Source organism: Pseudomonas sp. 65/3-MNA-CIBAN-0223 (genome assembly GCF_040310425.1).
GTDB lineage: Bacteria > Pseudomonadota > Gammaproteobacteria > Pseudomonadales > Pseudomonadaceae > Aquipseudomonas > Aquipseudomonas gregormendelii.
Genome location: NZ_JBEOPV010000012.1, coordinates 123,656 through 149,839, shown reverse-complemented (window position 1 = coordinate 149,839; position 26,184 = coordinate 123,656). Strand labels below are relative to the sequence as shown.

Here is a 26,184-nt window from a genome sequence, read left to right as displayed (position 1 = left end):
CATCATGCTGTTCCACGTAAAGATGACCGTGAACCTGCCGGTCGACATGAATACCGAGTTGGCCACCAGACTCAAGGCCGACGAAAAGGCCTTCTCCCAGCGCCTGCAAGACCAGGGCAAGTGGCGCCACATTTGGCGCATTGCCGGGCTGTATGCCAACTACAGCGTGTTCGACGTCGACAGTGTCCAGGAACTGCACGACCTGCTGATGCAATTGCCGCTCTACCCGTACATGGCGATCGAAGTCACCGCGATGTGCCGGCATCCTTCGTCGATTCGCGAGGATGACCGCTGAGCCCAGCCAGTTCAGTTCGCTACGCTAATAATTACAAGATGAGGAACCACCATGAACGTCAAGATTTCCCATACTGCTGCTGCCCAGCAATTTCTCGAAGAAGCCAGCGGCCTGCCCAACGATGCTGGCAGCCCCCGGGTCAAGGCGCTGATCTACCGCATCCTGCGTGACTCGGTGAACATCATCGAAGACCTGGCGGTAACGCCGGAAGAGTTCTGGAAAGCCGTCAACTACCTCAACGTGCTGGGTTCGCGCCAGGAGGCCGGGCTGGTGGTCGCGGGCCTGGGGCTGGAGCACTATCTGGATCTGTTGATGGATGCCGAAGACGAGCAGGCCGGCAAGGCTGGCGGCACCCCGCGCACCATCGAAGGCCCGCTGTACGTGGCCGGTGCCCCCTTGTCCAACTTCGAGGCTCGACTCGACGATGGCATTGATCCGGGCGTGCCGCTGTTCATGCAGGGCCAGGTGCTCAATACCGCTGGCGAACCTCTGGCAGGTGCGGTGGTGGACGTCTGGCAGGCCAATACCGGTGGGACTTACTCCTACTTCGACAGCAGCCAATCGGAATTCAACCTGCGCCGGCGCATTGTGACCGACGCCGAGGGTCGTTATCGCTTCCGCAGCATCGTGCCGTCAGGCTACGGCTGCCCACCGGATGGCCCGACCCAGCAACTGCTCGATCAACTGGGCCGTCACGGCCAGCGCCCGGCGCATATCCATTTCTTCATCTCGGCCGCAGACCATCGCCACCTCACCACCCAGATCAACCTGGACGGCGATGAGTACCTGCACGATGACTTCGCCTACGCCACCCGTGACGAGCTGATCGCCAAAATCACCTTCAGCGAAGACCAGGCCCGCGCTGCGGCCTACGGTGTCAGCGGCCGCTTTGCTGAAATCGTCTTCGACTTCACCTTGCAGTCCTCGGCCCAGCCGCAAGAGCAGCAACGCATGGAGCGGGTTCGCGCACTCGAAGACTGATCCCCGTACAACCTGCAGGAGCCCGGCTTGCCCCCGATGGCGATGGTGAATGTGATGCCGCCATCGCTGGCAAGCCAGGCTCCCACAGGGGCCCGGGTGTCCGCGGGATTTTGGCTCGCCACAAATCTGCAGGAGCCAGGCTTGCCGGCGATGGCGATGTATAAGGCTCCTGCAAGATTTGCCCGCTCCCACGTGTCGGTCAACTCGTACATCGGTGCCGGTACTGCTCTAGAATGACCAGAACATCTATAACAACAACGAGAGTGACCCGATGATGCACGCGCAACTGTTGAGTCAGCGCAGCACGGTATTCGACCATGCCGACCCCTACGCCGTGTCGGGCTACGTCAATCAGCATGTTGGCAACCATTGCATCCTGATGCCCCGTGCCGGGCAACCCCTGGCCAGTCTCAATCATCGCAAATTCGCCAGCCTCGACCTGTGCCGTATCAGCTACGGCGGCAGCGTTCGCGTCACCTCGGGCGCGCTGGAAACCATCTATCACCTGCAAGTGTTATTGCGCGGCAATTGCCTGTGGCGTGGTCACGCCCAGGAGCATTACTTCGCCCCCGGCGAATTGCTGCTGATCAACCCCGACGATCCGGTGGATCTGACCTATTCCGACGATTGCGAAAAATTCATCCTCAAAGTCCCTGCCTCGTTGCTGGAGTCGGTCTGCGACGAGCAGCGCTGGCGTTATCCGGGGCAGGGCGTACGGTTTTTGGAAAACCGCTACCAGCTCAATGAACTGGAAGGTTTCGTCAACCTGCTGGCGATGATTTGCCAGGAGGCCGAGGCCACCGAGCAGATTCCCCGGGTGCAGGAGCACTACACGCAGATCATCGTCAGCAAGATGCTCAGCCTGATGAAGACCAACGTCAGCCGCCTGGAACTCGGTTCGCAGGCTGCGACGTTCGAAGCGATTGCCGATTACATCGCCCGCAACCTCAAGCACGACATCGACAGCGAGGAACTCGCGCGCCAGGCCAGCATGAGCCTGCGTTCGTTATATGGCCTGTTTGAACGCAACGCCTGCACCACGCCGAAAAACTACATCCGCCAGAAGCGCCTGGAACGAGTCAACGCTTGCCTCAGCGACCCGACCTGCATCGTGCGCAACGTCACCGAAGTGGCGATGGATTACGGCTTCCTGCACCTGGGACGGTTCTCCGACAGCTACCGCAAACAATTCGGCGAACTGCCCTCGGACACCCTCAAGCGCCGGCATTGAGCCCGCAGACCCCATTGCCTCCTACGCAGCTCCTACGCATCGGCCACACAGAGCTGCACTAAACGGATACAGGTCTGCACCCAGCGGATAGTCCGTCCCGTCCCCCCGTCCTAGCATGGCCCTGCCTGAAATAAAAACAATGGAGGCGGCGGCCATGACCCTGCGACCCGAATACCTGCAATCCCTGCTTGAAGACGATCCAGAGCAGGGCATCTATCGCTGCAAACGCGAGATGTTCACCGACCCGCGGCTGTTCGACCTCGAGATGGAACACATCTTCGAAGGCAACTGGCTGTACCTCGCCCACGAAAGCCAGATCCCCAACAAAAACGATTTCTACACCACCACCATGGGGCGCCAGTCGATCTTCATCGCGCGCAACAAGGACGGTGAACTCAACGCCTTCATCAACGCCTGCAGTCACCGCGGCGCGATGCTGTGCCGGCACAAATCCGGCAACAAGAGCTCCTATACCTGCCCGTTCCACGGCTGGACCTTCAACAATTCCGGCAAGCTGCTCAAGGTCAAAGACCCGGCGGCGGCCGGTTACCCGGCGAGCTTCAACTGCGAAGGCTCCCACGACCTGACCCGGGTCGCCCGTTTCGAATCCTATCGCGGCTTCCTGTTTGGCAGTCTCAAGGCCGACGTAGTCCCGCTGGTGGAACACCTTGGCGAATCGGCCAAGATCATCGACATGATCGTCGATCAATCCGCCGATGGCCTGGAAGTGCTGCGCGGTTCCTCCAGCTACATCTACGAAGGCAACTGGAAACTCACCGCGGAAAACGGTGCCGACGGTTACCACGTCAGCTCCGTGCACTGGAACTATGCGGCCACCCAGAACCAGCGCAAGCAGCGCGAGGCCGGCGATACCAACCCGACCATGAGCGCCGGCAGCTGGGCCAAGCAGGGCGGTGGTTTCTATTCCTTCGACAAGGGGCACATGCTGCTCTGGACCCGCTGGGCCAACCCGGAAGACCGCCCGCTGTACGAGCGCCGCGACGAGCTCGCCCAGGACTTCGGCAAGGCTCGCGCCGACTGGATGATCGAGAACTCGCGCAACCTGTGCCTGTACCCCAACGTGTACCTAATGGACCAGTTCAGCTCGCAGATCCGCATTGCCCGGCCGATCTCGGTCAACCGCACGGAAATCACCATCTACTGCATCGCGCCTAAAGGCGAAAGCGATCACGCGCGCTCCAGCCGCATTCGCCAGTACGAGGACTTCTTCAACGTCAGCGGTATGGCGACGCCGGACGATCTCGAAGAGTTTCGTTCCTGCCAGACCGGTTACCAGGGCAGCGTCACCGCCTGGAACGACATGTCCCGCGGTGCCGAGCACTGGGTCGAAGGCGCCGATGAGGCAGCCAGGGAAATCGACCTGCAGCCGTTGCTCAGCGGCGTGCGCACCGAAGACGAAGGTCTGTTCGTGCTGCAGCACAAGTACTGGCAGCAGACCATGCTCAAGGCGCTGGCCGCCGAGCAGGCGAAGCTGATCGACGTGGAGACCGTGTGATGACCATTACCTACGAATCCGTGCGCGATTTCCTCTACCGCGAAGCGCGCTACCTCGACGATCGCCAGTGGGATGAATGGCTGGAACTGTACGCGCCGGACGCGACCTTCTGGATGCCGTCCTGGGACGACAACGACGAGCTGACCGAGGACCCGCAGCGGGAAATCTCGCTGATCTGGTACGGCAATCGCACCGGCCTTGAAGACCGCGTGTTCCGCATCAAGACCGAACGCTCCAGCGCCAGCGTGCCGGACACCCGCACCTCGCATAACCTGAGCAACATCGAACTGCTGGAACAGGCCGACGGCATCTGCAAGGTGCGCTTCAACTGGCACACCCTGAGCTTTCGCTACAAGACCGTCGACAGCTACTTCGGCAGCAGTTTCTACACCCTGGACATGCGCGGTGACAACCCGCTGATCAAGGCCAAGAAAGTGATCCTGAAGAACGACTATGTTCGTCAGGTCATTGATGTCTACCATTTGTGAGGCCGTCGCCATGACTCATTCCATCGCATTCAATTTCGAAGACGGCGTCACCCGGTTCATCGACGCCAATCCAGGTGAAACCGTGGCCGATGCCGCGTACCGCCAGGGCATCAACATCCCGCTGGACTGCCGCGACGGCGCCTGCGGTACCTGCAAGTGTTTTGCCGAAGCCGGTCGTTATGACCTGGGCGAGGAATACATTGATGACGCCCTGACTGCCGACGAAGCCGAACAGGGTTTTGTCCTCACCTGCCAGATGCGCGCCCAGAGCGACTGCGTGGTGCGGGTGCCGGCTTCCTCGGATGTCTGCCGCACCCGGCAGGCCAGCTTTGAAGCAACCATCAGCGCCGTGCGCCAGCTGTCCGACAGCACCATTGCGCTGTCGGTCAAGGGCGAGGCCCTGAACAAACTGGCGTTCCTGCCGGGGCAATATGTGAACCTTGGGGTCCCGGGCAGTACCCAGACCCGCGCCTACTCCTTCAGCTCGCTGCAGCATGACGGCGAAGTGAGCTTCCTGATTCGCAACGTGCCTGGGGGGCTGATGAGCAGTTTTCTCACCGGCATGGCCAAGGCCGGCGACAGCATGAGCCTGGCCGGGCCATTGGGCAGCTTCTACCTGCGCGACATCCGTCGTCCGTTGTTGCTGCTGGCCGGCGGCACCGGGCTGGCGCCATTTACAGCGATGCTGGAGAAGATCGCCGAGCAGGGCAGTGAACATCCGTTGCACCTGATTTATGGCGTGACCCATGATTTCGACCTGGTGGAACTCGATCGCCTCGAAGCCTTCGCCGCCCGCATCCCCAACTTCAGCTTCAGCGCCTGCGTGGCCAGCCCTGACAGCCAGCACCCGCTCAAGGGCTACGTGACCCAGCACATCGAGCCACGGCATCTGAACGATGGTGACGTAGACGTCTACCTGTGCGGCCCGCCGCCGATGGTCGAGGCGGTCAGCCAGTACATTCGCGAACAGGGCATCGCCCCGGCCAATTTCTACTACGAGAAATTCGCCGCCAGCGCGGCGTGAGCCCGTAAAAGAACTGCTGCACCTGAGCCATCGAGGTACACATGAACAGATTCCACGAAAAAGTCGCCCTGATCACCGGCGCCGCGCAAGGCATCGGCCGGCGGGTCGCCGAACGCATGGCGGCCGAAGGTGCGCGGCTGATCCTGGTCGACCGCTCCGAGCTGGTGTTCGAGCTGCAAGAGCAACTGGGCCAGGGCAGCTTCGCGCTGACCGCCGATCTCGAGCAATACAGCGAATGCGAGCGCGTGATGCAGGCCACCGTTGAACGTTTTGGTCGCCTGGACATCCTGATCAACAACGTCGGCGGGACGATCTGGGCCAAGCCTTTCGAGCACTACGAAGCGTCGCAGATCGAAGCCGAAGTGCGTCGCTCGCTGTTCCCGACCCTGTGGTGCTGCCATGCCGCACTGCCGTTCATGCTGGAGCAGGGCAGCGGGGCGATCGTCAACGTCTCCTCCATTGCCACTCGCAGCATCAACCGTGTGCCCTACGGTGCGGCGAAAGGCGGGGTCAACGCACTGACCGCGTGCCTGGCGTTCGAAACGGCCGGGCGTGGCGTTCGCGTCAATGCCACGGCGCCCGGCGGCACCGATGCGCCGCCACGGGTCATCCCGCGCAATAGCGCCGAACAGAGTGCCGAAGAGAAGGTGTGGTACCAGCAGATCGTCGACCAGACGCTCGATAGCAGCCTGATGAGACGCTATGGCACGCTTGATGAGCAGGCAGGTGCAATTCTGTTTCTGGCCAGCGACGACGCCTCCTACATCACCGGCATGGTCATGCCCGTGGGTGGCGGCGACCAGGGCTGACTGGCCCAGGCATGAGCAACCCTAGAGCCGACGCTGGAACGCCCTGACGATGCGCAGCGTGGCATCGCTGGTGCTCAGATTGTGCACCGAATCGAGCGGGTGCCAGATGCAGTCGACGATTTCATTGGTCGGCCGCGCGACCTCGTAATCCACCACCGACGCTTCGTACACGTGGTGACAGGTGTCGCCGGATTCCAGTGCCATCAGGTACAGAAGCTCGTCGACCCCCAGGCTGGTTTCCTCCTGAAGCTCACGCCTGGCCGCGTCCGCAACGGTTTCGCCGCGCTCGACCTTGCCTCCGGGCAGGGTCCAGCGGCATCTATGCTTGCGTACCAGAAGTATGTGGCGATCCTGCTCGCAGATAACGGTGGCGCGTACTTTCATGCTCTATCCAGATATTGGCTGTCACAATAATGTCATGAAACTGCAATATTCAGACCGTGCAGCCTAGGGTTTCAGATGATTGGAGCCTGGGAGGAGGGTGAAAGTGCAATCGCTGTCGTCACGACGTCTGGTCAGTACGTTCGCCAGGAGCAGGTGTAAGGTAGGGAGGTCAATCCTGGAGATGATGGCGCAACGGAGGTTGTCATGAGTGTACCGATGCTAAATAAGATGCATATGAACGGTTACGACGTGCTCAGCGTGAACAATGGCCCTTGGCGTGTCTGCACCAAAGGCGACCGTCTGGGCGCGTTTGCCAGCCGCGAGGAGGCGCTGGCCTTTGCGGCGTCCTTGCCCGGCTACCGCGACAGATCGCCCAGACCTGCCACTAAACAGTAGCGGCTTGCGTTAAATGTGCGGTGGCGGGGGAGCATGCTCCCTCGCCACCCGTTCGCTCAGTGCGCCTGGTTGCGCGTGATCGCCCTGGCCTTCACTTCCCCGGCATACTGCGCCAGGCGCTCTTCATCCCCTTGAAGCACTTCACACAGGCGCTTGGCGGCTTTGGCGTCCACCTCGTTGCCCGCCTGCTGGAATTGCTCGGCAATGCGCAAAAGCTCTACCGCCGACCAGCGCAGGTCCGAGGCAACGCCCTGCAAGTCCCGCCGAAGTTGCTGTTCCGATTCGTTAAGCCACATGCTGACCTCCTGCAATGATTCTCCGTCTCGGAATACTAGACCCTTTTCACCGTGACGGAAGTTGTGTCGCTGCGCGCAGGCGTTTGCCTTTGGTCGGGAAGATTAAGCGAGCCCGCAGCGGCGCTGTCGTAGTGGAGTAGCGATTTCGCGCTGTGTCAGAGGTCACTTTCAAATGACGACCACCGATGATTTCAGGTTTCACGCCCATGAGCTGATCGTTGATCTGGATGCGGCCACCACGGAAATGATGAAGCTGATATCCGCCCATCAGCTCAGCGGCCCGGAGTGGGAGCGGGTCACTCAATGGCAACACGAGGCCTATGAGCGCTGGATGAATTACCTGAATGCGCGAACTTACGAGACGCCCGATAACAACGGGCAATGATGAGCTTTTGTGTATCAGATGGATGTCTGCGCCGGCACGCGCTACATTTTCCTTTTTAAGCGAAGGAAACCTTCATGCGGATGCTCATCGCAGGAATCATGCTGGCGACACTGGCGGGTTGTTCATTGCCCGCTTCCGTCGTGCCCGGTGAACCGAACGTCAGCAAGTACAGCGAGAAGCCGCCCAAGGAGTACGCCGCGTGCGTCTTGCCGTTATGGCAGAAGCAAGTCTCGGCCACGCGCCAGACCTCGATCTCCAACGGCTACCGGATCAATGCCCCCGGCATGATCACCGCAGACGAGATCCTCGATATCGTGAAGAACAAGAATGGCAGCCGCGTGTCCCTGTACCAGGGGCCGCCCTGGGCCAAATCCGGCGCGCTGCGTCAGGCCGTGCGCGACTGCCTGTAGGCTTCAGCCGCGCTGGTGTTCAGTCGCTGATGTCGGTCAATGGGATGCCTTGGGCGCTGGCGCTTTTCCTGTCGCGCCGATCAGTGATCCAGGTGTCCACCTGCTCGGAGAATTCTGCCGGGGCCTTGCGCCCGACCTTCCTCGCCAGATCAAGAATGGTCTGCTGGGCCAGTGCTTCTTCCATGCGTTTTTGCGCCACCATCATGGCGCCGTGCACTGAACAGGGGCCATCCAGAGCCCACTCGGGCGTAGTTCCCTCGAATAACGCACACCGCCCGCGTATTTCCTTGCAGTCGAAAATCAGCTTCTGGCCATCGATCGCATTGACGATGTCGAGCAGGCTGATTTCGTCAGCAGGGCGGGCCAGCTTGAACCCGCCGCGCACGCCCTCGGTGGCACTCACCAGCTTGGCCTTGGCCAGCCGGGTAAAGATCTTGGCCAGGTAATCCAGCGGTACTCCTTGCAGCTCGGCAAGGTCGCGCACGCTCGCCTCCCGGGTCTCGCCACGGTTGCCCACCAGAAAAAGCAGGCAATGAATGCCGTACTCGACGCCCGCGCTGTAAAGAGACATGTTTTATCTCCGACTAAATTTGTCGCCAATATTAACAGCCGGCTGCGGGCAGGGCAACGTCGGGCCCAAAGCCCCGCATCTCTGCGCTCAGGCCTGCTTAACTGCAAAACCCTTTCCCGTTCGGCCATCAATGACGTCGATGGCAACCATCAAAAAAAATCGATTGCTTCGGCTAACTAGGACTAATACAGTCGCCGTTATTCGAGGTGGCACGGTGATCATTCAGCGTGACCTCAAACAATTCCAATATCGGGTCTTCCCCTGGAGTCAAAGATGAAACAGCACATTCTGGTAATCGGCGCAGGTTTCGGTGGCATGTGGACAGCATTGAGCGCCACACGCCTGTTCGATCTTCATGGTCACGATTCGGTCGAGGTCACCGTCCTGGCTCCGCAGGCCGAGCTGCGAGTGCGACCGCGCTTCTACGAGCCCAATGCCCACCAACTGGCTGCGCCCATCGGCGAGCTGTTCGATGCGGTCGGCGTACGGTTCATCAAGGGCCGGGCTGAAACCATCGACGTCCACAACAAGCAGGTGGGTTACCTGGATGCGGCGGGCGCCCAACAGCTGTGCAGCTACGACAAACTCGTTCTGGCCACCGGCAGCCGCCTGGCACGGTCGGGCACTGCGGGGGTGAACGAACACGCTTTTGACGTTGACCAGATCGAACAGGCCGTGCGCCTGGAGCAACACCTCAAATCCCTCGCCGACCAGCCGGACAGCGCCGCGCGTAACACCGTGGTGGTGGCGGGCGGTGGCTTCACCGGGATTGAAACAGCGACTGAGATGCCGGCCCGGCTGCGCGCCATTCTTGGCGAAGCGGCGGATATCAAGGTGATCATCGTTGATCGCGGCGAGAAAATTGGCGCATCGATGGGCGCCGACATCAGCGTTTCCATCGCTCAAGCCAGCGCCGAAGTGGGCGTAGAGTGGCGCTTGAAATCGTCGGTGGCCGGCGTCGATGCCGACGGAGTGACCTTGGCCGATGGGCAGCGCATTGAAGCCAGTACCGTGATCTGGACCACCGGCGTACGTGCCAGCTCGCTCACCGAACAGATCCCCGGCGAGCGCGATGCCTTGGGCCGCCTGCATGTGGACAGCCACCTGAAAGTGATTGGCCAGGACGACATCTTTGCCACCGGCGATGTGGCCTACGCGGCGTCCGATGACATCGGCAACCATGCTCTGATGACCTGCCAGCATGCCATCGTCCTCGGTCGCCACACCGGCAACAACGTCGCCGCCCAATTGCTCGGGGTCGCCCCGACGCCCTACAGCCAGCCCAAGTACGTGACCTGCCTGGACCTCGGGGCCTGGGGTGCGGTGTACACCGAAGGGTGGGATCGCCAGGTCAAGCTGGTCCGTCAGGAAGGCAAGGCGTTGAAGACCCAGATCAACACCCAATGGATCTATCCGCCTGCAGCCAATCGTGAATCCGCGTGGGCCGCTGCCGATCCGCTGATCCCGATTGCCTGATTGCCTGATTGCCCCGTAGGAGCTGTCGAGTGCAACGAGGCTGCGATCTTTTGGCCGTGCCCTTTCAAGAGCAAGATCAAAAGATCGCAGCCTCGTTGCACTCGGCAGCTCCTACCCGACGGCGCATGACGGCGCATGACGGCGCACGACGGCTCACGGCACGACGTAGGCGCACGTCGGCCCCAGGGATGAACACTTGCCTATGTGAAATAATCTGTGTAAATTTTCATGAAATTTAAATAATAAAATTTCATGAGGCCCGCATGTTTCACCAATCCTCCCAGCATGTCCCCAGCTATTACGCCCACACCTGCGCCGATCGGCTGGTAGAGCGCGACCCGCTGGTGGGCGAGCAGGACACCGAGGTGCTGATCATCGGGGCGGGGTTCAGCGGGTTGCACACGGCCTTGCGCCTGGCGCTCGCCGGCAAACGCGTGACGTTGCTGGAAGCCAGTCGGGTGGCGTGGGCGGCGTCCGGGCGCAATGGCGGGCAGGCCATTCTTGGCTGGTCTTGCGACATGCCGCCGCTGGAGGCCGCTTTGGGGTACGAGCGCGCGCGGCGTCTGTGGGACAGCATGCGCTGGGCGGCGAGGGAACTGCGGGACCTGCCCGGGCGGCATTATTTCGACTGCGATTACCGCCCCGGCCATCTCTGGACCTCAGTGATGCCGCGACGGGTCAGCCTGCTCACGCAGTGGCAACACGAGGCCAGCCACAAGTGGGGCCACGACGCCTTGCAGTTCATTCCCCGGGCGGAGTTGCCGAACTGGGTGGCGAGTGACCGTTACCAGGCCGGGCTGTTCGACCCCGAAGGCGGGCACCTCAACCCGCTGAAACTGGCACTCGGCCTGGCCGCCGCCATCGAGCGAGCCGGCGGCCGTATCCATGAACAGAGCAAGGCGCTGGATTATCGCCAGGAACGCGGCGGGTATGTGGTCACCACCGAGCGTGGGCGCATTCGCGCCGATGTACTGGTGCTGGCGTGCAATGCGTACCTGGATCAACTGGACCCGCAACTGTCGAGTTGCGTACTGCCGGTCGGCACCTATCAGGTCGCAACCGCACCGCTGGCAGAGCAGCAGGCGATTGCACTGCTGCCGCGCAATGTGTGCGTGACCGACAATCAATTCGTGCTCGATTACTTTCGGCGCACGCCGGATCACCGCCTGCTGTTCGGCGGCGGCTGCACTTACCTGGGGGGCATGCCCAAGGACATCGGCGCCGCGACCCGGCCGTTTCTGGAGCGGGTGTTTCCCCAACTCAAGGGCGTGGACCTGGAGTACGCCTGGGGCGGGCACATCGATCTGACCCTCAAGCGCACGCCCGACATTGGTCGTCGGGGTGACCTTTACTGGCTGCAGGGCTACTCCGGCCACGGCGTGCTGCCGACACTGGCCGGGGCCCGCGCGGTGTCCGACGCGATACTCGGCCAGCCGGATGACCTTGCGCTGTACCAAGGGCTGGTCAACGAGCGTTTTCCCGGCGGCAAGTACCTGGCCGCGCCGCTCGAAGCCGTGGGCAAGGCCTGGTATCGACTGCGCGACAGTCTGTGAACCGCACAATTTCCGGAGCCTTCTGATGGACATGCAAGAAGAAATATCGGCGCTGGCGATCCTGATCCAGGACCTGCGCAAACACAAAAAGTACACGCTCAAGGAGCTGGCGGACAAAATCGGCCGCTCGGTGGGTTTTCTCTCCCAGGTCGAGCGTGGGTTGTCCCGGCCGACAGTGGCAGACCTGACGGCCATCAGCGAAACCCTCGGCGTGCCCACCACCTACTTCTACAGCCTGCCCAAACCCATGGCGCTGCCGTGGGTCACCCGCCCGGACGAGCGCCGCACCCTGTACTACGCCGATGGCATCACCGACATCCTGGTCTCGCCAAAAATGCGCGCCTCGTTCTCGATGCTCGAAAGCCGCCTGGAACCAGGGGCAAGCAGTGGCGACCGGCATATGAACGACAGCTCGGAGCAGGGCGGCTACGTGCTCGAAGGCGAGCTGACGTTGTGGCTCGATGACGCCCAGCCCGTCACGCTGCGAACCGGCGACAGCTTTCAACTGGCCAGTCACACCCATTGTCGCTACGGCAATCTTGGTGACCGGCTTACCCGCGTGCTCTGGGTCTACACCTGATAAAACAACAAGGAACACAATGATGGATGCTGTCTGCTCTGATCTGGTTGCTGAAGTACGTGCGTTTCGTCAGCGCTTTCCGGACGTTCGCTATGTCGACCTGATCGCCCTGGATATCCCCGGGCACTTCTATGGCAAGCGCTACCCGATCGAGATGCTCGAAAAGGTCGCGGCCGGAAGCGTTCTCAAACTGCCGCAGAACTGCGTGTTGCTGGGCACCCAGGGCGGCCTGTTCAAGATCGGTGACTACTGTTTCAACGACGGTGACCCGGATGCCACCCGCCGCCTCGTGCCCGGTACGCTGAAGCTGGTGAACTGGGAAAAGCAACCTTTGGGGCAGATGCTGATTACCTCCGATGGCACCGCCAAGCCGATCGAATTCGAGCCTCGCGAGGTCCTGGCGCAGGTGCTGCAACGGCTCAAGGGCAAAGGCATTTTTCCGGTGGTTGCCTTCGAACTGGAATTCTATCTGTTTGATCGTCAACTGCGCGACGGCCTGCCGCAGTTCGCCCGGGACCCGCTCAGCGACGATGCGGATGACCAGCCGAACATGCACATCGAGCGCTTGTCGCGTTTCTCCACGGTGCTGGATGACATGGTCGAAACAGCGCGGGAGCAGGGTATCGAAACCACTGTGATCACGGCCGAGTTGGGCCCCGGTCAGTTCGAGATCAACTTCGGTCACCTTGATGATGGATTGCGCGCCGCGGACTGGGCGGCCCTGTTCTGTCGCAGCACCCGGGGCGTGGCCCTCAAGCACAACTACCGCGCCAGCTTCATGGCCAAACCCTACGTGCAGCACCCCGGCAGCGGCATGCACGTGCACGTCAGCCTCTACGACGAGGCCGGCAACAACCTGCTGGCAGCCAACAACCAGCAACCCTTGCGCCATGCCGTCGCCGGGTGCCTGGAAGTGCTGCCGCACTGCATGCCGATCTTCGCCCCGAACCACAACGCCATGCGCCGCCTCAGTGGCACGGTGAACACCGCCACCCACGCCAGCTGGGGCTATGAAGACCGCGACGCCTGCCTGCGGGTGCCGGATTCGGATGCGAGGAACCTGCGGGTCGAACATCGCCTGGCCGGCGCAGATGCCAACCCGTACCTGGTGCTGGCGGCGATTCTGATCGGTCTGGAACAAGGTCTGGAAGCCGGCCGCGAACCGATACCTGCGTTAAACGAAGATCGCACCAGCGGCATTGATTTCCCCACGCAAATGCTCGAAGCCGTGCAGGCCATGCAAGGCCACACCTCAGTTCGCGAAGGCTTGGGGGCGGAGTTTGTCGATGTGTATTGCGAGAACAAACGGCAGGATCATTTGGCATTCATGAACGAAATCAGCGCGCGGGAATATCGCTGGTTCATGTAACGCATCCTTAAAAAACATGTGGATATATAAGGGCTTAGAAACCTTAGTAACTTTATGGTTAATTAAAACATCTTGTTACAGTGGGAAATATTAAGTAATATTCGCCCCGCGTTCACCACCACGGTTTATGCATTTTTAAGTCCCAGGCGTCCATCAGCTGCCTGGGATTTTTTTTGCCCGGGATTTAGCCGCGCCGCTGTCACTGTCACGGCAGCGCCTCCCACCTGACGTCGGTCAGCCCGCATTTTTGCGCCTGCGCCCGCAGTTCAGCCAGACCCTGTTGCGCCGGATCCTCGCCATAGGCCAAGCCGACACCCGCGTGCAGGCAGGCGTAATACCAGGCATCGGCATCGTTCATGTGTGAATCGGGCTGGACAAAGACCTGTCGAGCGTCGTTCAAGCGGTAAGTGATTTGAAAATGCAGGGGGCGCATCCGATTCTCCAGGCGAAGCCATTACGACTCTAATGGCTTATCGCCAGTTCCTTTTCTTTTCCGATGCGCCCCGAGGGCCTAGCGCGAAATCTGCTCCAGCGCCGGTTGATGCCTGTTGCCCAGCTTCATCAGGCTGAAGTAACTCAGCGCCGGAACCAGCAACCCGACGATCCAGGCCAGGTCCACGCCATCCAGCGCCGAGGCGATAGGGCCGACATAGAACGTGGTGTTCATGAACGGAATTTCCACGGCGATGGCCAGCAGGAAACTGCCACAGGCGATCCAGTTGATGCGCCCGTAAATGCCGTTCATGTCGAAGATGTCATCGATCCGGTACTGACCTTTGCGCAGGCAGTAGTAGTCCACCAGATTGATTGCGGTCCACGGGATCAGGAAGTAGCTCATGAAGAAGATGAAATTCAGGAAGAAGGTGATGAAGTCGTCCTGGCTGATGGTGCATAACGCCGTGGCCACCAGGCTGATAACCAGCAAGAACAGCCCCCGTACCCGCGGCGTCACCTTGAACCGGGCGAAGGGTTCGATCACGGTGATGGTCGACATGAACGCTCCGTACAGGTTGAAGACGTTGATCGCTACCTGGCCGTAAAGTATGAAGATGAACAGCAACACCGCACCGCTGCCGAACAATCCGGCCACATGCCCGCCGACGTTGCTGGAAAAGTCGTCGATACCGACGCACAGGATCGCGCCGAGAATCATCATCCACGCGCCGCCAGTGACCGTGCCCGCATAGCTGTACCAGAATACTTTCGCGCTGCAGGTTTCCTGCGGCAGGTAGCGTGAGTAGTCGGCGACGTAAGGCGCATAGGACAGTTGCCAGGTCACCGCAATGCTCACCGCCACCAGGAACTTCGACAGGACAAAGCCCGTCGGCAGCCATTGCTCGCCGGGGATCGGCAGTTGCAGCGCGAACAGGGTGGCGGCCGCAAATATCAGCAGCGAGAGCAACGACAACAGCTTCTGCAGGCGATGGATCAGCCGGTAGCCATACAGCGCGACGACGAAGCACAACGCGCCGATCAGGTAGATATTACCGGTCGCCGGCAGTGGGCTGACCGACTCCACGGCCTGGGCCGCGAGCAGGGTATTGCTGACGAAGAACCCCAGGTAGATCAGCATCACGAACAGCAGCGGCAGCACTGCGCCCAGCACACCGAATTGCGCCCTGCTCTGGATCATCTGAGGGATGCCCAGCTTCGGGCCCTGGGCGGAATGCGAAGCCATGAATATCGCCCCCAGGAGTGAGCCGACGATGATCGCCACGGCACTCCAGAACAGGTTCAAACCCAGCACCACCGGCAACACGCCGGAGGCTATGGTAGTGATGTTCATGTTGGCGCCGAACCAAATGAAAAACAGCGAGCCCGGTTGACCGTGGCGCTCGGACGGCGGGATGAAATCGATGCTTCTTTTTTCGACTTGCATGGCGATCACTCCTGGGTCCGGACGAGGTGGCTGTGGAGGCGGGCGATGGTGTTTTCCAGCTCATGGGGCTGGTGCGCGAACTGGTCCGGCTGCTGTGGCACCAGGCTCACGTAAGCGCGGTCGCACAGGGCGCGCAGGCATTGGGCGCAGGTGAGGATTTCCAGCGCATACACCCAGTTGGCCATGATCAGCAGCGACGAATAATGCCCCGCCAGGGTGGTCGTGGTACAGGCGTCGCTGACCAGCCGGACGTGATAGCCCAGGGCGAAAGCGTCCAGCACGCTGCTGAGCACGCAGACATCGGTCAGCACGCCACTGACGATCAAGGTTTCGACCCCCAGCGCCTTTAGCCTGGCATCCAGGTCGGTGCGGTGGAAAGCGCTGTAGCGTCCTTTGTCTACGATCAGTTCGTCGGCGCGGGGCGCCAGGCGTTCAAGGATTTCCACCTGACGGGTGCCGGCGCGGTAACTGCTCGGCCCGCCATCGGCCGCCCGGGGTTCGCCGCGGGGCATGTCACTGCCGTCGGCCTGGTTAATGTGGCGGGTGTAGATGACCGGCACCCGCTGCTGGCGGGCGGTGTCGAGCAGGGCGGCGATGTTATTCACCGTCGAGTCGAAGTGTTCCAGGACAAAACCGTCCTCTTGCTGCATGTCGATGATCAACAGCGCGTTGTTATTGTTCATTGGGCAAACCTGATCATGGGCAAATCACAATGCACCGCACGCGCCTGGCTTAAGCAAGGCAGTGGGTGGTGAAGGGCTGTTCGGGTGAGCTCAGTGAACTATTTGCCAGAAGCCATTCTGCTTGGCCGAGACGCTGGCGCGCAGGCGTTTGATGCGGATATGCGAAGCCGTCCATTCGCCGCGCAGGTAAGCCTGCTCGGCGCCGGAGGTGGGGGAAGCAAACGGGAGGCGATCAGTGATCATCAAAATCGACCTGCGCATCAGGAATGCCCCTGGGCTTCGCGTCCGAGGGGCAGGGTGGCGAACTCAGCGAAACGCCGGCACGACCTGTTTGATGAACAACTCCAGGGACTTTTTCTTTTCCGCGTGGGGCAGGCTGTTATCGCACCAGAAACTGAACTCGTCGACGCCCAGTTCCTGGTAATACTTGATGCGCGGAATGATCTCTTCGGCGGTGCCGATCATCGCGGTCTTGTGCAGGCTTTCCAGTTCGAACTCCGGGCGGCCGATGAATTTTTCTTCAGGGCTCGGCTCGAGGAAGCCGTTGACCGGCACGGTCTTGTTGCCGAACCAGGCGTCGAACGTTCGGTAGAAACGCGAGATCGCCTTGGCACCGACTTTCCAGCCATCCGGGTCGTCGGCGGCGTGTACGTGGGTATGACGCAGCACCATCAGTTGTGGGCGCGGCACGTCCGGGTTGTTGTCCAGGGCCGCCTGGAACTTGTTTTTCAGGTCCAGGACTTCCTCGTCGCCTTTCATCAGCGGGGTGACCATGACGTTGCAGCCGTTGGCCACGGCAAAGTTGTGCGAATCGGGGTCGCGGGCGGCGATCCACATCGGTGGGTTCGGCTTCTGGATCGGCTTCGGTACGCTGGTGGACGTGGGGAATTTCCAGATGTCGCCATCGTGGGCGTAGTCGCCTTGCCACAGGGCGCGCACCACCGGCACCATTTCCCGCAGGGCCTGGCCACCGGAGGAGGCCGGCATGCCGCCGGCCATGCGGTCGAACTCGACCTGGTAAGCGCCGCGCGCCAGGCCGACTTCCATGCGCCCGTTACTGATCACGTCGAGCAAGGCGCATTCGCCAGCCACCCGCAACGGGTGCCAGAACGGCGCGATGATAGTGCCGGCGCCGAGATGGATGGTCGTGGTTTTGGCGGCCAGGTAGGCCAGCAGCGGCATCGGGCTGGGCGAGATGGTGTATTCCATTGCGTGGTGTTCGCCGATCCACACGGTGCTGAAGCCCCCGGCCTCGGCCATCAGGGTCAGTTCGGTCAAGTCTTCGAACAATTGGCGGTGGCTGACACTTTCGTCCCAACGTTCCATGTGCACGAAAAGGGAAAACTTCATGACGCTTACCTCGGATCTATTGTTGTCGGCCTGTCGACTGCGGGCCTGATGATTATTGGTATACCATAATACGTAGTTAGTGCAAAATATTTAGGGTTCCAGACGCAAAGATCGCAGCCTGCGGTGTAGTGGTTCAGTTTTTTTAAACCACGCCGTAGGAGCTGTCGCAGGCTGCGATCTTTTGATCATTTTTTCTGTCGATTTACGCGAGAACCGGCAGTGCACCCATCTTGCCGTGGCAATACACCAGCGGACCGGCGTTTGGCTGAGGCACGATCAGGTTCTTCACTGCGCCAACCATGATGGCGTGGTCGCCCCCTTCATATTCGCGCCACAACTCGCATTCGATGACCGCCGTGGCGTTCGCCAGGATCGGATTACCCAACTCGCTCAACGTCCACTCGATACCCTGCGCCTTGTCCTTGCCTTTGCGGGCGAACGCGTAGGCTTCGCTTTGCTGACCGCCCGACAGGACGTGAATGGCAAAGCGTTTGTTCTTGATCAGTACCGGGTAGGAGTCGGAACTGTAGTTGGGGCAGAACAGCACCAGGGCCGGGTCGATGGACAGCGAGCTGAATGCGCTGGCGGTCAGGCCGACGATTTGCCCGTCGTCATCCAGGGTGGTGATCACAGTGACCCCGGACGGAAACGAACCCATCACTTGTTTGTAGATGGCGGCATCGATCATGGGACGGTCCTCTGGCGGTGGAGCTGGATTTTATGGGTTTATAGGTCTGATGGTATACCGTAATACATCCTTTGCAAGCGCTTTTTGCATCACCCGATAAACGTACATCTGTACCGTTTAACCCAGCAAATACTGGGTTACCAGGCATTTTAAACCAGTGCGAGGGGCGCATTGGACCGCATCAGACAGGCTTTTAAACAGCGGATCAGTCTTGTGTAAATGTTGGAATACCATAATATGGCCTGCATCTGAGGGGCTGCCACCGAGTGCCCCCGGTTTGGCTTCATACAAATATAAGATCAGACAAACTCGAGTTCATGAATATGTCCCAGATGTCCCGGCAAGACCCCCTGATCGAGAATCACACGGTCGACTATGTCCCACTCGCGGAACGCCACGGGAAGGCCCGCGACCTGTTCACCCTGTGGTTCAGCACCAACATTGCGCCACTGCCCATTGTCACCGGCGCCATGGTGGTCCAGGTATTCCATCTCGACCTATTCTGGGGGCTGCTGGCCATTGCCCTGGGGCACATGATCGGCGGCCTGGTGATTGCCCTGGCCTCGGCCCAAGGGCCGCGCATGGGCATCCCGCAGATGGTCCAGAGCCGCGGCCAGTTCGGCCGCTACGGCGCGCTGCTGATCGTGTTCTTTGCGGCGATCATCTATATCGGCTTTTTCATCTCCAACATCGTGCTGGCAGGCAAGTCGATCGTCGGCATTGCGCCGGCGGTTCCGGCACCGCTCAGCATCCTGATCGGGGCGTTGGGTGCCACGGCTATCGGGGTTATCGGCTACCGATTCATTCACACCCTCAACCGCATCGGCACTTGGGTCATGGGCGGCGCCTTGCTCGCCGGTTTCCTCTACATCTTCGCCCATGACCTGCCGGCGGATTTCTTCACTCGCGGCAGTTTCAACCTGTCCGGCTGGTTGGCGACGGTATCGTTGGGGATCATCTGGCAGATCAGCTTCTCGCCCTATGTGTCGGACTACTCCCGCTATCTGCCAGCAGACATCGGCATCGCCCGGCCTTTCCTGGCGACCTACCTGGGGGCGACGCTGGGCACTATCCTGTCCTTCTCCTTCGGCGCCGTGGCAGTACTGGCCACCCCGGAAGGCACTGAAGCGATGACGGCGGTGAAGCAGTCAACCGGGTGGTTGGGGCCGATCCTGATGGTGCTCTTCCTGCTCAATATCATCAGCCACAATGCGTTGAACCTGTATGGCGCAGTGCTTTCGATCATTACTTCGATCCAGACCTTCGCCAGTCAGTGGACGCCGAGTATCAAGGTGCGAGTGGTGTTGTCGAGCGTGGTGCTGGCGGGTTGCTGCATGGTGGCGCTGGGGGCTTCGGCGGATTTCATTTCGCAGTTTATCGGGCTGATTCTGGCGCTGTTGCTGGTGTTGGTGCCCTGGGCTTCGATCAACCTGATTGATTTCTACCTGATCAAGCGGGGGTGCTACGACATTGCTTCCATATTCCGGGCCGATGGCGGGGTGTATGGGAAGTTTAATGTGCATGCGATCGTGGCTTATTTCATCGGGATTATCGTGCAGTTGCCGTTCGCCAATACGTCGTTGTATGTCGGGCCTTATGCCAATCTGGTGGAGGGTGCGGATTTGTCTTGGCTGGTGGGGTTGGTGGTGACTTGTCCGCTGTATTACTGCCTGGCGACTCGGGGGCAGGCTCAGGCGGTGAAGGCGGGGCGTTTGGGCTTTACCGATTGATTTCTGGTTAGAAGTTTGTCTGGAAATGCCTGGTTGTTGCCGGGCATTTTTTTGGCCGGCGCGATCGGACATGATCGATTATCCCGTAGGCGCTGCCTCGCTTTGTGTACATATCCATTGCTGCGGTCACGGCTTCTTATGCTTCCGCCCTTACGGCGGGTCACTTTCGAAGAGCCTGCGCGGCCCGGCGAAAAGTAACCAAAGCGCTCTTGCCCCACCACTCGGCACCTCGCCCAGGCTCGGTGTGCCCTCACTCCGGCATCCTTGCCGGTTTCCCCGCTGCGCAACGCCTGCGTTCGGCCAGCGTGGTTAACGGGGCGTCCGTTTTCACAGTCCAGATCCAGAAAACAGAACCCAAAAAAAGGGCCGCCGCAACCCGACGTTGCGGCGACCCCGAGGGTGACCTTGATTACCAAATACACACACCCAACCAACATCAAAAAACCATCAATGTGCCCCAGCGGCCTTGTTCAAATCACTCTCAGCCCACTCCGTATAAACACAAGCATCCGCAGTAGCCCAGCGCACCTGCACCGGATCACCGGCCTTGAGGGGCATGCCCGCAGCCGACAGCGCCTTCACAGTCATCGAAGTCCCGCCAGCGGTCACCACACTGCAAGTCTGGCTCTCACCCAGGAACAACACCTCAACCACCTTCGCCGACACCTCATTCCAACCCGCCGCCAACGGCTCGCGGATAGCCTCATCGACACTCAATGCCAGTGCCTTCTCCGGACGGACCATCAACAACACATCCTGATCCGTCTGCAACCCGGCCGTCAGCCGAATCGACAGCGCCTGGCCCTCAAACGTGGCGACCGCGTTACCCTGCGCCTTGAGCTTGAGGAAATTCGAATTACCCAGAAACGACGCCACAAACGCATTCGGCGGATTCTGATAAAGATCGTAACCACTGCCCAGCCCGACAATCTTGCCATGACTGAAAATCGCAATGCGCTGGGACAGCCGCATCGCCTCTTCCTGATCGTGCGTCACGTAAACGATTGTGATGCCCAAGCGCCGATGCAGCTGACGCAGTTCATCCTGCAAGTCTTCACGCAGCTTCTTGTCCAGGGCCCCCAACGGCTCGTCCATCAACAGAATTCGTGGCTCGTAGACCAGCGCCCGGGCGATGGCGACGCGCTGCTGCTGACCGCCAGACAGTTGCGAAGGGCGGCGATGGGCGAATTGTTCCAGCTGCACCAGCTTGAGCATGGCATCGACCCGACGCTCGCGTTCGGCGCTGGCCAGCTTGCGAATGGCCAGGGGGAAGGCAATGTTGTCGCGCACCGACAGATGCGGGAACAGCGAGTAACGCTGGAACACCATGCCGATGTCACGCTTGTGCGGCGGCACATTGACCAGCGATTGGCCTTCCACCAGGATTTCCCCGCTGCTCGGCGTTTCGAAGCCGGCGAGCATAGACAGCGTGGTGCTTTTGCCAGAGCCGCTGGAGCCCAGGAAGGTGAGGAATTCGCCGTCCTTGATGTCCAGCGAAATGTCGTCAACGGCGGCAAAATCACCGTAGTATTTGTTCAGGTTACGCAGGCTCACCAAGGTCTTGTCGGTGTGCTGGGCGCTGTCTTTGATCACGGCACTCATGTCGTACTCCTCGCGCTCAGGCGCTGATTTCATTACGCCGGCGAACGGCGGCGGCGATCACCATGACCAGCACCGAGAGGCCGATCAGCAGCGTCGAGGCGACGGCGATCACGGGCGTCAGGTCCTGGCGCAGGGTGGTCCACATTTTCACGGGAAGGGTTTGCAGGGTCGGGCTGGCCATCATCACGCTCAGCACCACTTCATCCCAGGACACCAGGAACGCAAACAGGGCGCCGGCGACCATGCCCGGACGGATCGCCGGGAACGTCACTTTGAATACCGCCTGCAGGCGTGAGGCACCACAGATCACCGCCGCGTCTTCGATCGACTGGTCGAACAGCTTCAGCGAGTTGATGATCGAGATGATGGTGAACGGCAGCGCCACGATCACATGGCTGACCACGAACGCGAACATCGTCCCGGTGTAGCCCAGCTTGAGAAACAGCGCGTACACCGCCACCGCGATGATCACCAGCGGCACGATCATCGGCAGGGTGAACAGGCCATAGAGCATTTCCCGGCCCGGGAAGCGTCCGCGCACCAGGGCAAAAGCAGTGGGCAGGCCCAGCGCCACGGCGAAGAAGGTGGTGAGCACCGCGACCTTGAGGCTGGCCAGCGCCGCGTTCATCCAATCGGGGTTGGAGAAGAACTGGCCGTACCATTTCAGCGTCCAGCCCGGTGGCGGGAACACCAGCCACTGGGAGGAGCCGAACGACAGCAGCACGATGAACACAATCGGCAGCAGCAGGAACAGCGCGATCACACCCGTGGTGAAATACAGGCCGAAACGCATGCGTCGGCTCATCGCATTGGGAGTCAGCAGCATGACGGCTTACCTCGCGTTGCTGGCGCCAACCGGGGATTCCGGCTGGAGCTTCAGGTAGAAGTAGAACAGCACCAGCGTAATGACGATCAGCAACGCGGCGCCGGCGCTCGCCAGGCCCCAGTTGAGGAAGGATTGCACCTGCTGGATGATGAACTCGGGCAACATCATGTTCTGCGCACCGCCCAGCAATGCCGGGGTGACGTAGTAACCGAGGGACATCACGAACACCATTAGCCCGCCCGAGAACAGCCCTGGCCGGCACAGCGGCAGGAACACCCGGAAGAAGTTGGTCCACGGACTGGCACCGCAGATCGACCCGGCCTGCAGGATCATCGGATCAATGGCCTGCATGGTCGCCTGCAGCGGCAGCACGATGAACGGGATCATGATGTAGCTCATGCCGATCACCACGCCGGTCAGGTTGTGCACCATTTCCAGTGGCTGATCGATGATGCCCATCGCCATCAACGCCTTGTTGATCACCCCGGATGCTTGCAGCAGCACCAGCCAGGAGTAGGTGCGGGCGAGGAGGCTGGTCCACATCGACAGCAGCACGATGTTGAGAATCCAGCGCCCCCAGCCACGGGGCACCAGGGTGATCGCCCAAGCCAGCGGGAAGCCCAGCAACAGGCTGAACAGGGTCACCAGGCCCGCCACCGAGAAGGTGTTGAGCAGCACTCGGGCATAGGCCGAGTTGGCGAACAGTTGTTCATAGTTGCCCAGGCCCGGGGTTGGTTCCAGCACGCCGCGCAGCAACAGGCCGATCAGCGGAGCCAGGAAGAACAGACCGAGGAACAGCAGGGCGGGCACCAGGTTACTGGCGCCACGCCAACGCTGCGCCAGCGTCGGGGTTTGCGTCATCGCGGCGGCCTTGGCGGCAGCGCTCATGGCGCTGCCGACTGGCGCAGACGAGCGGGATGCGCTTGCCGTCATTTTCATTTGACCAGCCATTCGTTCCACCGTGTCGCGATCGCCGGACCATTCTTGGCCCAGTACGCGAAGTCGAGAGTGATCTGATCCTTGGCATAGGCAGTCGGCAGATTAGGTGCCAGCGCCGAATCCAGGCGCGCCACGCTGTCGACGTTGACCGGCGCATAGGCCGTCAGGTTGGAGAAGTCGGCCTGGCCTTTGGCACTGCTGGCGTTGGCCAGGAACTTCATGGCCGCGTCCTTGTTCTTCGAGCCTTTGGGAATGACCAGAATGTCGGCCATGACCAGGTTCTGTTTCCAGCTCACGCCCACCGGTGCACCATCTTCCTGCAGGGCATGAATGCGGCCGTTCCAGAACTGCCCCATGCTCGCTTCACCGGAGGCCAGCAACTGCTGCGACTGGGCTCCGCCGCCCCACCAGACGATGTCTTTCTTGATGGTGTCGAGTTTTTTGAAGGCGCGGTCCAGGTCCAGCGGGTACAGCTTGTCGGCGGCGACGCCATCAGCGAGCAATGCCAGTTCCAGCACGCCGGGGCTTGGCCATTTGTAGAGGGCGCGCTTGCCGGGGTAAGTCTTGGTGTCGAACAGCGCGGACCAGTCCTGGGGCTTGCTGGCTCCCAGTTTGCCTTCGTTGTAGCCGAGCACGAAGGAGAAGAAGAACGAGCCGACGCCGTGGTCGGAGACGAACCGCGGGTCGATCTTGTCGCGCTGGATGACCTTGAAGTCGAGGGGTTCGAGCAGGCCTTCGGCGGCGGCGCGCAGGGCGAAGTCGGCTTCGACATCGACCACGTCCCATTGCACGTTGCCGCTTTCGACCATGGCTTTGAGTTTGCCATAGTCGGTCGGGCCGTCCTGGACCACGGTGATGCCGCTGGCCTTGCTGAACGGATCGGCCCAGGCCTGCTTCTGCGCATCCTGGGTGCTACCGCCCCAGCTGACGAAGTTGACGCTTTCAGCCGCCAGCAACGCCTGGCTGGTGGCGCTCAGCAGTCCCGCAAAAAGAATTGCGGTTGCACGTTTGTTCAACACCATTTTTACGCCCTCATTGTTGTGTTTATGAGCGGGGCTTTGCAGTGCCCGCCTATCGGGAGCAGTAGGTCCGTCGAGCCTGTAAGATCGTCCGGTCTATGGAATATCATATTATGGTATTCCAAACTTTGTGCAAGCACTTTGCCTTACCGGCTATCTGCCGGGAGCGCAGCGCCATTCAGGCAGAGCGCGCTCACTCGATATAAGGAATGCTCTCCACCACCTCCAGGTCGTAGCCGGTCAACCCTGCATACTTCAGCGGCGGCCCCAGGTGGCGCAATTTGCCCACGCCCAGGTCCTGCAGGATCTGCGCGCCGGTGCCTACTTCAGAATAGATCCGCGATTGCGATCGGTTGAACTGGCGTGGTGCCTGGGTCAGTTGCGGAATGCGTTCGAGCAAGGCCTGGGAAGATTCATGATTGGCCAGCACCACCACCACGCCGCAACCTTCTTCGGCCACTCGCTGCAGCGCCGCCCACAGCGTCCAGTTGGAAGGGCCGCTGTACTCGGCGCCCACCAGGTCACGCAGGGGATCGATTACATGCACACGGACCAGCGTGGGCTCATCGCGCTGCAACTTGCCCATTACCATGGCCATGTGCACGCCGCCTTCGATACGGTCCTCGAAGGTGATCAGGCGGAAGGTGCCATGCACCGTGGGCAATTCCCGCTCGCCAATGCGCACTACGGTGTGTTCGGTGCTCAGGCGGTAGTGGATCAGGTCGGCGATGGTGCCGATCTTGATCCCGTGCTTGCGGGCGAACACTTCAAGGTCCGGCCGGCGGGCCATGGTGCCGTCGTCGTTCATCACTTCGACGATCACCGATGCGGGCGTGAAACCGGCCAGGCGCGCCAGGTCGCAGCCGGCTTCGGTATGGCCGGCGCGGGTCAGCACGCCGCCTTCCTTGGCTCGCAGCGGAAAGATGTGGCCGGGTTGCACCACATCCGTCGCCACGGCATTTTTCGCCACCGCAGCGGCGACGGTACGGGCCCGGTCTGCCGCGGAAATACCGGTGGTAACGCCGACGGCGGCTTCGATCGAAACAGTGAACGCGGTGCTGAATACGCTGCCATTACTGGGCACCATTTGTTCAAGACCCAGGCGCTGGCAATGCTCGTCGGTCAGCGTCAGGCAGATCAGCCCGCGAGCTTCCCGGGCCATGAAGCTGATAGCTTCGGGGGTGCAGCAATCGGCGGCGAGCAACAGGTCACCTTCGTTTTCCCGGTCCTCGTCGTCGACCAGCAGCACCATCTTGCCGAGGCGGTAGTCTTCGATGATTTCTTCGATGCTGTTGAAGGCCATGGGGGATTCTCAATGGTTAATGGGATGTGGTATACCATAATACATAACTATTGAGAGGTCACCATGAAGGCGTACTGGATTGCACACGTAAACGTTACAGATCCCGCTCAATACGGCCAATACACCCAGCGGGCGCCGGCGGCGTTTGCGTTGTATGGGGGGCGAATATTGGCCCGGGGAGGACGCAATGAAGCGATGGAAGGTCGACCGACCCCCCAACGCAGCGTCGTCATCGAATTCGATTCGTATGAGCAGGCAGTGGCGTGCTATCGGTCAGAGGAATATCAGCAGGCGCGGGCCCATCGTGAGGGCGTAGCAGAGGCAGATGTGATCATCGTCGAAGGAATCCCCCCGGCATGACCCGGGTTATGCCGGGGGCTTGTGTCTGGTCGTTAAAAAAC

Annotated in this window: 30 protein-coding genes; 16 read left to right on the top strand and 14 right to left on the bottom strand. The window is 60.8% G+C overall.

Annotated elements, in window-relative coordinates:
• The first annotated feature begins 4 nt into the window (after positions 1-4).
• The 7 genes from catC (at position 5) to AAEZ09_RS16890 (ending at position 6,344) form a co-directional block, all read left to right on the top strand.
• The gene (gene catC / locus AAEZ09_RS16920) at positions 5-295 is read left to right on the top strand and encodes a muconolactone Delta-isomerase (protein ID WP_045062858.1); all 291 of its coding nucleotides are present in this window, start codon (positions 5-7) and stop codon (positions 293-295) included.
• Between the two features lie 51 nt (positions 296-346).
• Positions 347-1,276 carry a catechol 1,2-dioxygenase gene (gene catA / locus AAEZ09_RS16915; RefSeq protein WP_350600120.1) on the top strand — a complete coding sequence of 310 codons (930 nt, stop codon included), beginning with the start codon at positions 347-349 and terminating at the stop codon, positions 1,274-1,276.
• A 271-nt stretch (positions 1,277-1,547) separates the two neighbouring features.
• Positions 1,548-2,507 carry an AraC family transcriptional regulator gene (locus AAEZ09_RS16910; RefSeq protein WP_045062850.1) on the top strand — a complete coding sequence of 320 codons (960 nt, stop codon included), beginning with the start codon at positions 1,548-1,550 and terminating at the stop codon, positions 2,505-2,507.
• A gap of 154 nt (positions 2,508-2,661) precedes the next feature.
• Positions 2,662-4,023 carry a benzoate 1,2-dioxygenase large subunit gene (gene benA / locus AAEZ09_RS16905; protein WP_045062848.1) on the top strand — a complete coding sequence of 454 codons (1,362 nt, stop codon included), beginning with the start codon at positions 2,662-2,664 and terminating at the stop codon, positions 4,021-4,023.
• Positions 4,023-4,511: a benzoate 1,2-dioxygenase small subunit gene (gene benB / locus AAEZ09_RS16900; RefSeq protein WP_045062847.1), complete on the top strand. Its 489-nt coding sequence runs from the start codon at positions 4,023-4,025 to the stop codon at positions 4,509-4,511. Before benA ends, benB begins: the two co-directional genes overlap by 1 nt.
• Before the next feature lie 10 nt (positions 4,512-4,521).
• Entirely contained in the window at positions 4,522-5,535 is a 1,014-nt protein-coding gene (gene benC / locus AAEZ09_RS16895; protein WP_350600118.1) for a benzoate 1,2-dioxygenase electron transfer component BenC, read from the top strand.
• Positions 5,536-5,576: 41 nt separating this feature from the next.
• Positions 5,577-6,344 carry a 1,6-dihydroxycyclohexa-2,4-diene-1-carboxylate dehydrogenase gene (locus tag AAEZ09_RS16890; RefSeq protein ID WP_350600117.1) on the top strand — a complete coding sequence of 256 codons (768 nt, stop codon included), beginning with the start codon at positions 5,577-5,579 and terminating at the stop codon, positions 6,342-6,344.
• 21 nt (positions 6,345-6,365) lie between these two features.
• Here the strand turns inward: AAEZ09_RS16890 and AAEZ09_RS16885 are convergent, their stop codons facing one another.
• Positions 6,366-6,728, bottom strand: coding sequence for an NUDIX hydrolase (locus AAEZ09_RS16885; RefSeq protein ID WP_350600116.1), 363 nt, complete (start codon positions 6,726-6,728; stop codon positions 6,366-6,368).
• Positions 6,729-6,932: 204 nt separating this feature from the next.
• Here AAEZ09_RS16885 and AAEZ09_RS16880 point away from each other — a divergent pair, with 204 nt between their 5' ends.
• Complete coding sequence (locus AAEZ09_RS16880) at positions 6,933-7,124, top strand: SPOR domain-containing protein (RefSeq protein WP_045062838.1); 192 nt, start codon at positions 6,933-6,935, stop codon at positions 7,122-7,124.
• A 56-nt stretch (positions 7,125-7,180) separates the two neighbouring features.
• Here the strand turns inward: AAEZ09_RS16880 and AAEZ09_RS16875 are convergent, their stop codons facing one another.
• Positions 7,181-7,420: a hypothetical protein gene (locus tag AAEZ09_RS16875; RefSeq protein WP_205893332.1), complete on the bottom strand. Its 240-nt coding sequence runs from the start codon at positions 7,418-7,420 to the stop codon at positions 7,181-7,183.
• Between the two features lie 172 nt (positions 7,421-7,592).
• On the opposite strand from AAEZ09_RS16875, the gene AAEZ09_RS16870 reads away from it, so the two are divergent.
• Positions 7,593-7,805, top strand: a complete 213-nt coding sequence (locus tag AAEZ09_RS16870) for a hypothetical protein (protein WP_205893331.1) — start codon at positions 7,593-7,595, stop codon at positions 7,803-7,805.
• 74 nt (positions 7,806-7,879) lie between these two features.
• A complete protein-coding gene (locus AAEZ09_RS16865; RefSeq protein ID WP_045062833.1) occupies positions 7,880-8,215 on the top strand; it encodes a hypothetical protein in 336 nt (111 codons plus the stop codon).
• A gap of 19 nt (positions 8,216-8,234) precedes the next feature.
• Here the strand turns inward: AAEZ09_RS16865 and AAEZ09_RS16860 are convergent, their stop codons facing one another.
• Positions 8,235-8,786 (bottom strand): RrF2 family transcriptional regulator, encoded by a 552-nt coding sequence (locus AAEZ09_RS16860; protein ID WP_205893330.1) that lies wholly within the window; start codon positions 8,784-8,786, stop codon positions 8,235-8,237.
• A 273-nt stretch (positions 8,787-9,059) separates the two neighbouring features.
• On the opposite strand from AAEZ09_RS16860, the gene AAEZ09_RS16855 reads away from it, so the two are divergent.
• The 4 genes from AAEZ09_RS16855 (at position 9,060) to AAEZ09_RS16840 (ending at position 13,764) form a co-directional block, all read left to right on the top strand.
• A complete protein-coding gene (locus AAEZ09_RS16855) occupies positions 9,060-10,262 on the top strand; it encodes an NAD(P)/FAD-dependent oxidoreductase (protein ID WP_350600114.1) in 1,203 nt (400 codons plus the stop codon).
• Positions 10,263-10,525: 263 nt separating this feature from the next.
• Positions 10,526-11,815, top strand: a complete 1,290-nt coding sequence (locus AAEZ09_RS16850; protein WP_350600112.1) for an NAD(P)/FAD-dependent oxidoreductase — start codon at positions 10,526-10,528, stop codon at positions 11,813-11,815.
• Positions 11,816-11,840: 25 nt separating this feature from the next.
• Entirely contained in the window at positions 11,841-12,395 is a 555-nt protein-coding gene (locus tag AAEZ09_RS16845) for a helix-turn-helix domain-containing protein (RefSeq protein WP_045062824.1), read from the top strand.
• Between the two features lie 22 nt (positions 12,396-12,417).
• On the top strand, positions 12,418-13,764 hold the full coding sequence (locus AAEZ09_RS16840; RefSeq protein WP_350600111.1) for a glutamine synthetase family protein: 1,347 nt from the start codon (positions 12,418-12,420) through the stop codon (positions 13,762-13,764).
• Positions 13,765-13,969: 205 nt separating this feature from the next.
• Here AAEZ09_RS16840 and AAEZ09_RS16835 read toward each other — a convergent pair whose 3' ends face one another.
• The 6 genes from AAEZ09_RS16835 to AAEZ09_RS16810 form a co-directional block, all read right to left on the bottom strand.
• The gene (locus AAEZ09_RS16835; protein ID WP_350600109.1) at positions 13,970-14,197 is read right to left on the bottom strand and encodes a DUF6555 family protein; all 228 of its coding nucleotides are present in this window, start codon (positions 14,195-14,197) and stop codon (positions 13,970-13,972) included.
• A gap of 78 nt (positions 14,198-14,275) precedes the next feature.
• Positions 14,276-15,643: a purine-cytosine permease family protein gene (locus AAEZ09_RS16830; protein WP_045062818.1), complete on the bottom strand. Its 1,368-nt coding sequence runs from the start codon at positions 15,641-15,643 to the stop codon at positions 14,276-14,278.
• Between the two features lie 5 nt (positions 15,644-15,648).
• The gene (locus tag AAEZ09_RS16825; RefSeq protein WP_045062816.1) at positions 15,649-16,326 is read right to left on the bottom strand and encodes a cysteine hydrolase family protein; all 678 of its coding nucleotides are present in this window, start codon (positions 16,324-16,326) and stop codon (positions 15,649-15,651) included.
• A 90-nt stretch (positions 16,327-16,416) separates the two neighbouring features.
• Positions 16,417-16,569, bottom strand: coding sequence for a hypothetical protein (locus tag AAEZ09_RS16820; protein ID WP_163024304.1), 153 nt, complete (start codon positions 16,567-16,569; stop codon positions 16,417-16,419).
• Positions 16,570-16,632: 63 nt separating this feature from the next.
• A complete protein-coding gene (locus AAEZ09_RS16815; RefSeq protein ID WP_350600108.1) occupies positions 16,633-17,676 on the bottom strand; it encodes an LLM class flavin-dependent oxidoreductase in 1,044 nt (347 codons plus the stop codon).
• 202 nt (positions 17,677-17,878) lie between these two features.
• The gene (locus AAEZ09_RS16810) at positions 17,879-18,364 is read right to left on the bottom strand and encodes a flavin reductase family protein (protein WP_045062812.1); all 486 of its coding nucleotides are present in this window, start codon (positions 18,362-18,364) and stop codon (positions 17,879-17,881) included.
• A gap of 323 nt (positions 18,365-18,687) precedes the next feature.
• Between AAEZ09_RS16810 and AAEZ09_RS16805 the strand changes: the two genes are divergently transcribed.
• Positions 18,688-20,094, top strand: a complete 1,407-nt coding sequence (locus AAEZ09_RS16805) for a purine-cytosine permease family protein (protein WP_350600106.1) — start codon at positions 18,688-18,690, stop codon at positions 20,092-20,094.
• Positions 20,095-20,541: 447 nt separating this feature from the next.
• On the opposite strand, the gene AAEZ09_RS16800 is transcribed toward AAEZ09_RS16805, so the two are convergent.
• The 5 genes from AAEZ09_RS16800 to ribBA all read right to left on the bottom strand — a co-directional run bounded on the left by AAEZ09_RS16800 (position 20,542) and on the right by ribBA (position 25,783).
• On the bottom strand, positions 20,542-21,696 hold the full coding sequence (locus AAEZ09_RS16800) for an ABC transporter ATP-binding protein (RefSeq protein WP_350600105.1): 1,155 nt from the start codon (positions 21,694-21,696) through the stop codon (positions 20,542-20,544).
• Between the two features lie 16 nt (positions 21,697-21,712).
• A complete protein-coding gene (locus AAEZ09_RS16795; protein WP_045062806.1) occupies positions 21,713-22,522 on the bottom strand; it encodes an ABC transporter permease in 810 nt (269 codons plus the stop codon).
• Positions 22,523-22,528: 6 nt separating this feature from the next.
• Positions 22,529-23,461: an ABC transporter permease gene (locus tag AAEZ09_RS16790; RefSeq protein WP_350600103.1), complete on the bottom strand. Its 933-nt coding sequence runs from the start codon at positions 23,459-23,461 to the stop codon at positions 22,529-22,531.
• Positions 23,458-24,483: an ABC transporter substrate-binding protein gene (locus AAEZ09_RS16785; protein WP_045062801.1), complete on the bottom strand. Its 1,026-nt coding sequence runs from the start codon at positions 24,481-24,483 to the stop codon at positions 23,458-23,460. The genes AAEZ09_RS16790 and AAEZ09_RS16785 overlap by 4 nt, the downstream gene beginning before the upstream one ends.
• 190 nt (positions 24,484-24,673) lie before the next feature.
• Positions 24,674-25,783 carry a bifunctional 3,4-dihydroxy-2-butanone-4-phosphate synthase/GTP cyclohydrolase II gene (gene ribBA / locus AAEZ09_RS16780; protein ID WP_045062800.1) on the bottom strand — a complete coding sequence of 370 codons (1,110 nt, stop codon included), beginning with the start codon at positions 25,781-25,783 and terminating at the stop codon, positions 24,674-24,676.
• A 63-nt stretch (positions 25,784-25,846) separates the two neighbouring features.
• Between ribBA and AAEZ09_RS16775 the strand changes: the two genes are divergently transcribed.
• Entirely contained in the window at positions 25,847-26,143 is a 297-nt protein-coding gene (locus AAEZ09_RS16775; RefSeq protein ID WP_045062798.1) for a DUF1330 domain-containing protein, read from the top strand.
• The last annotated feature ends 41 nt before the right edge of the window (positions 26,144-26,184 follow it).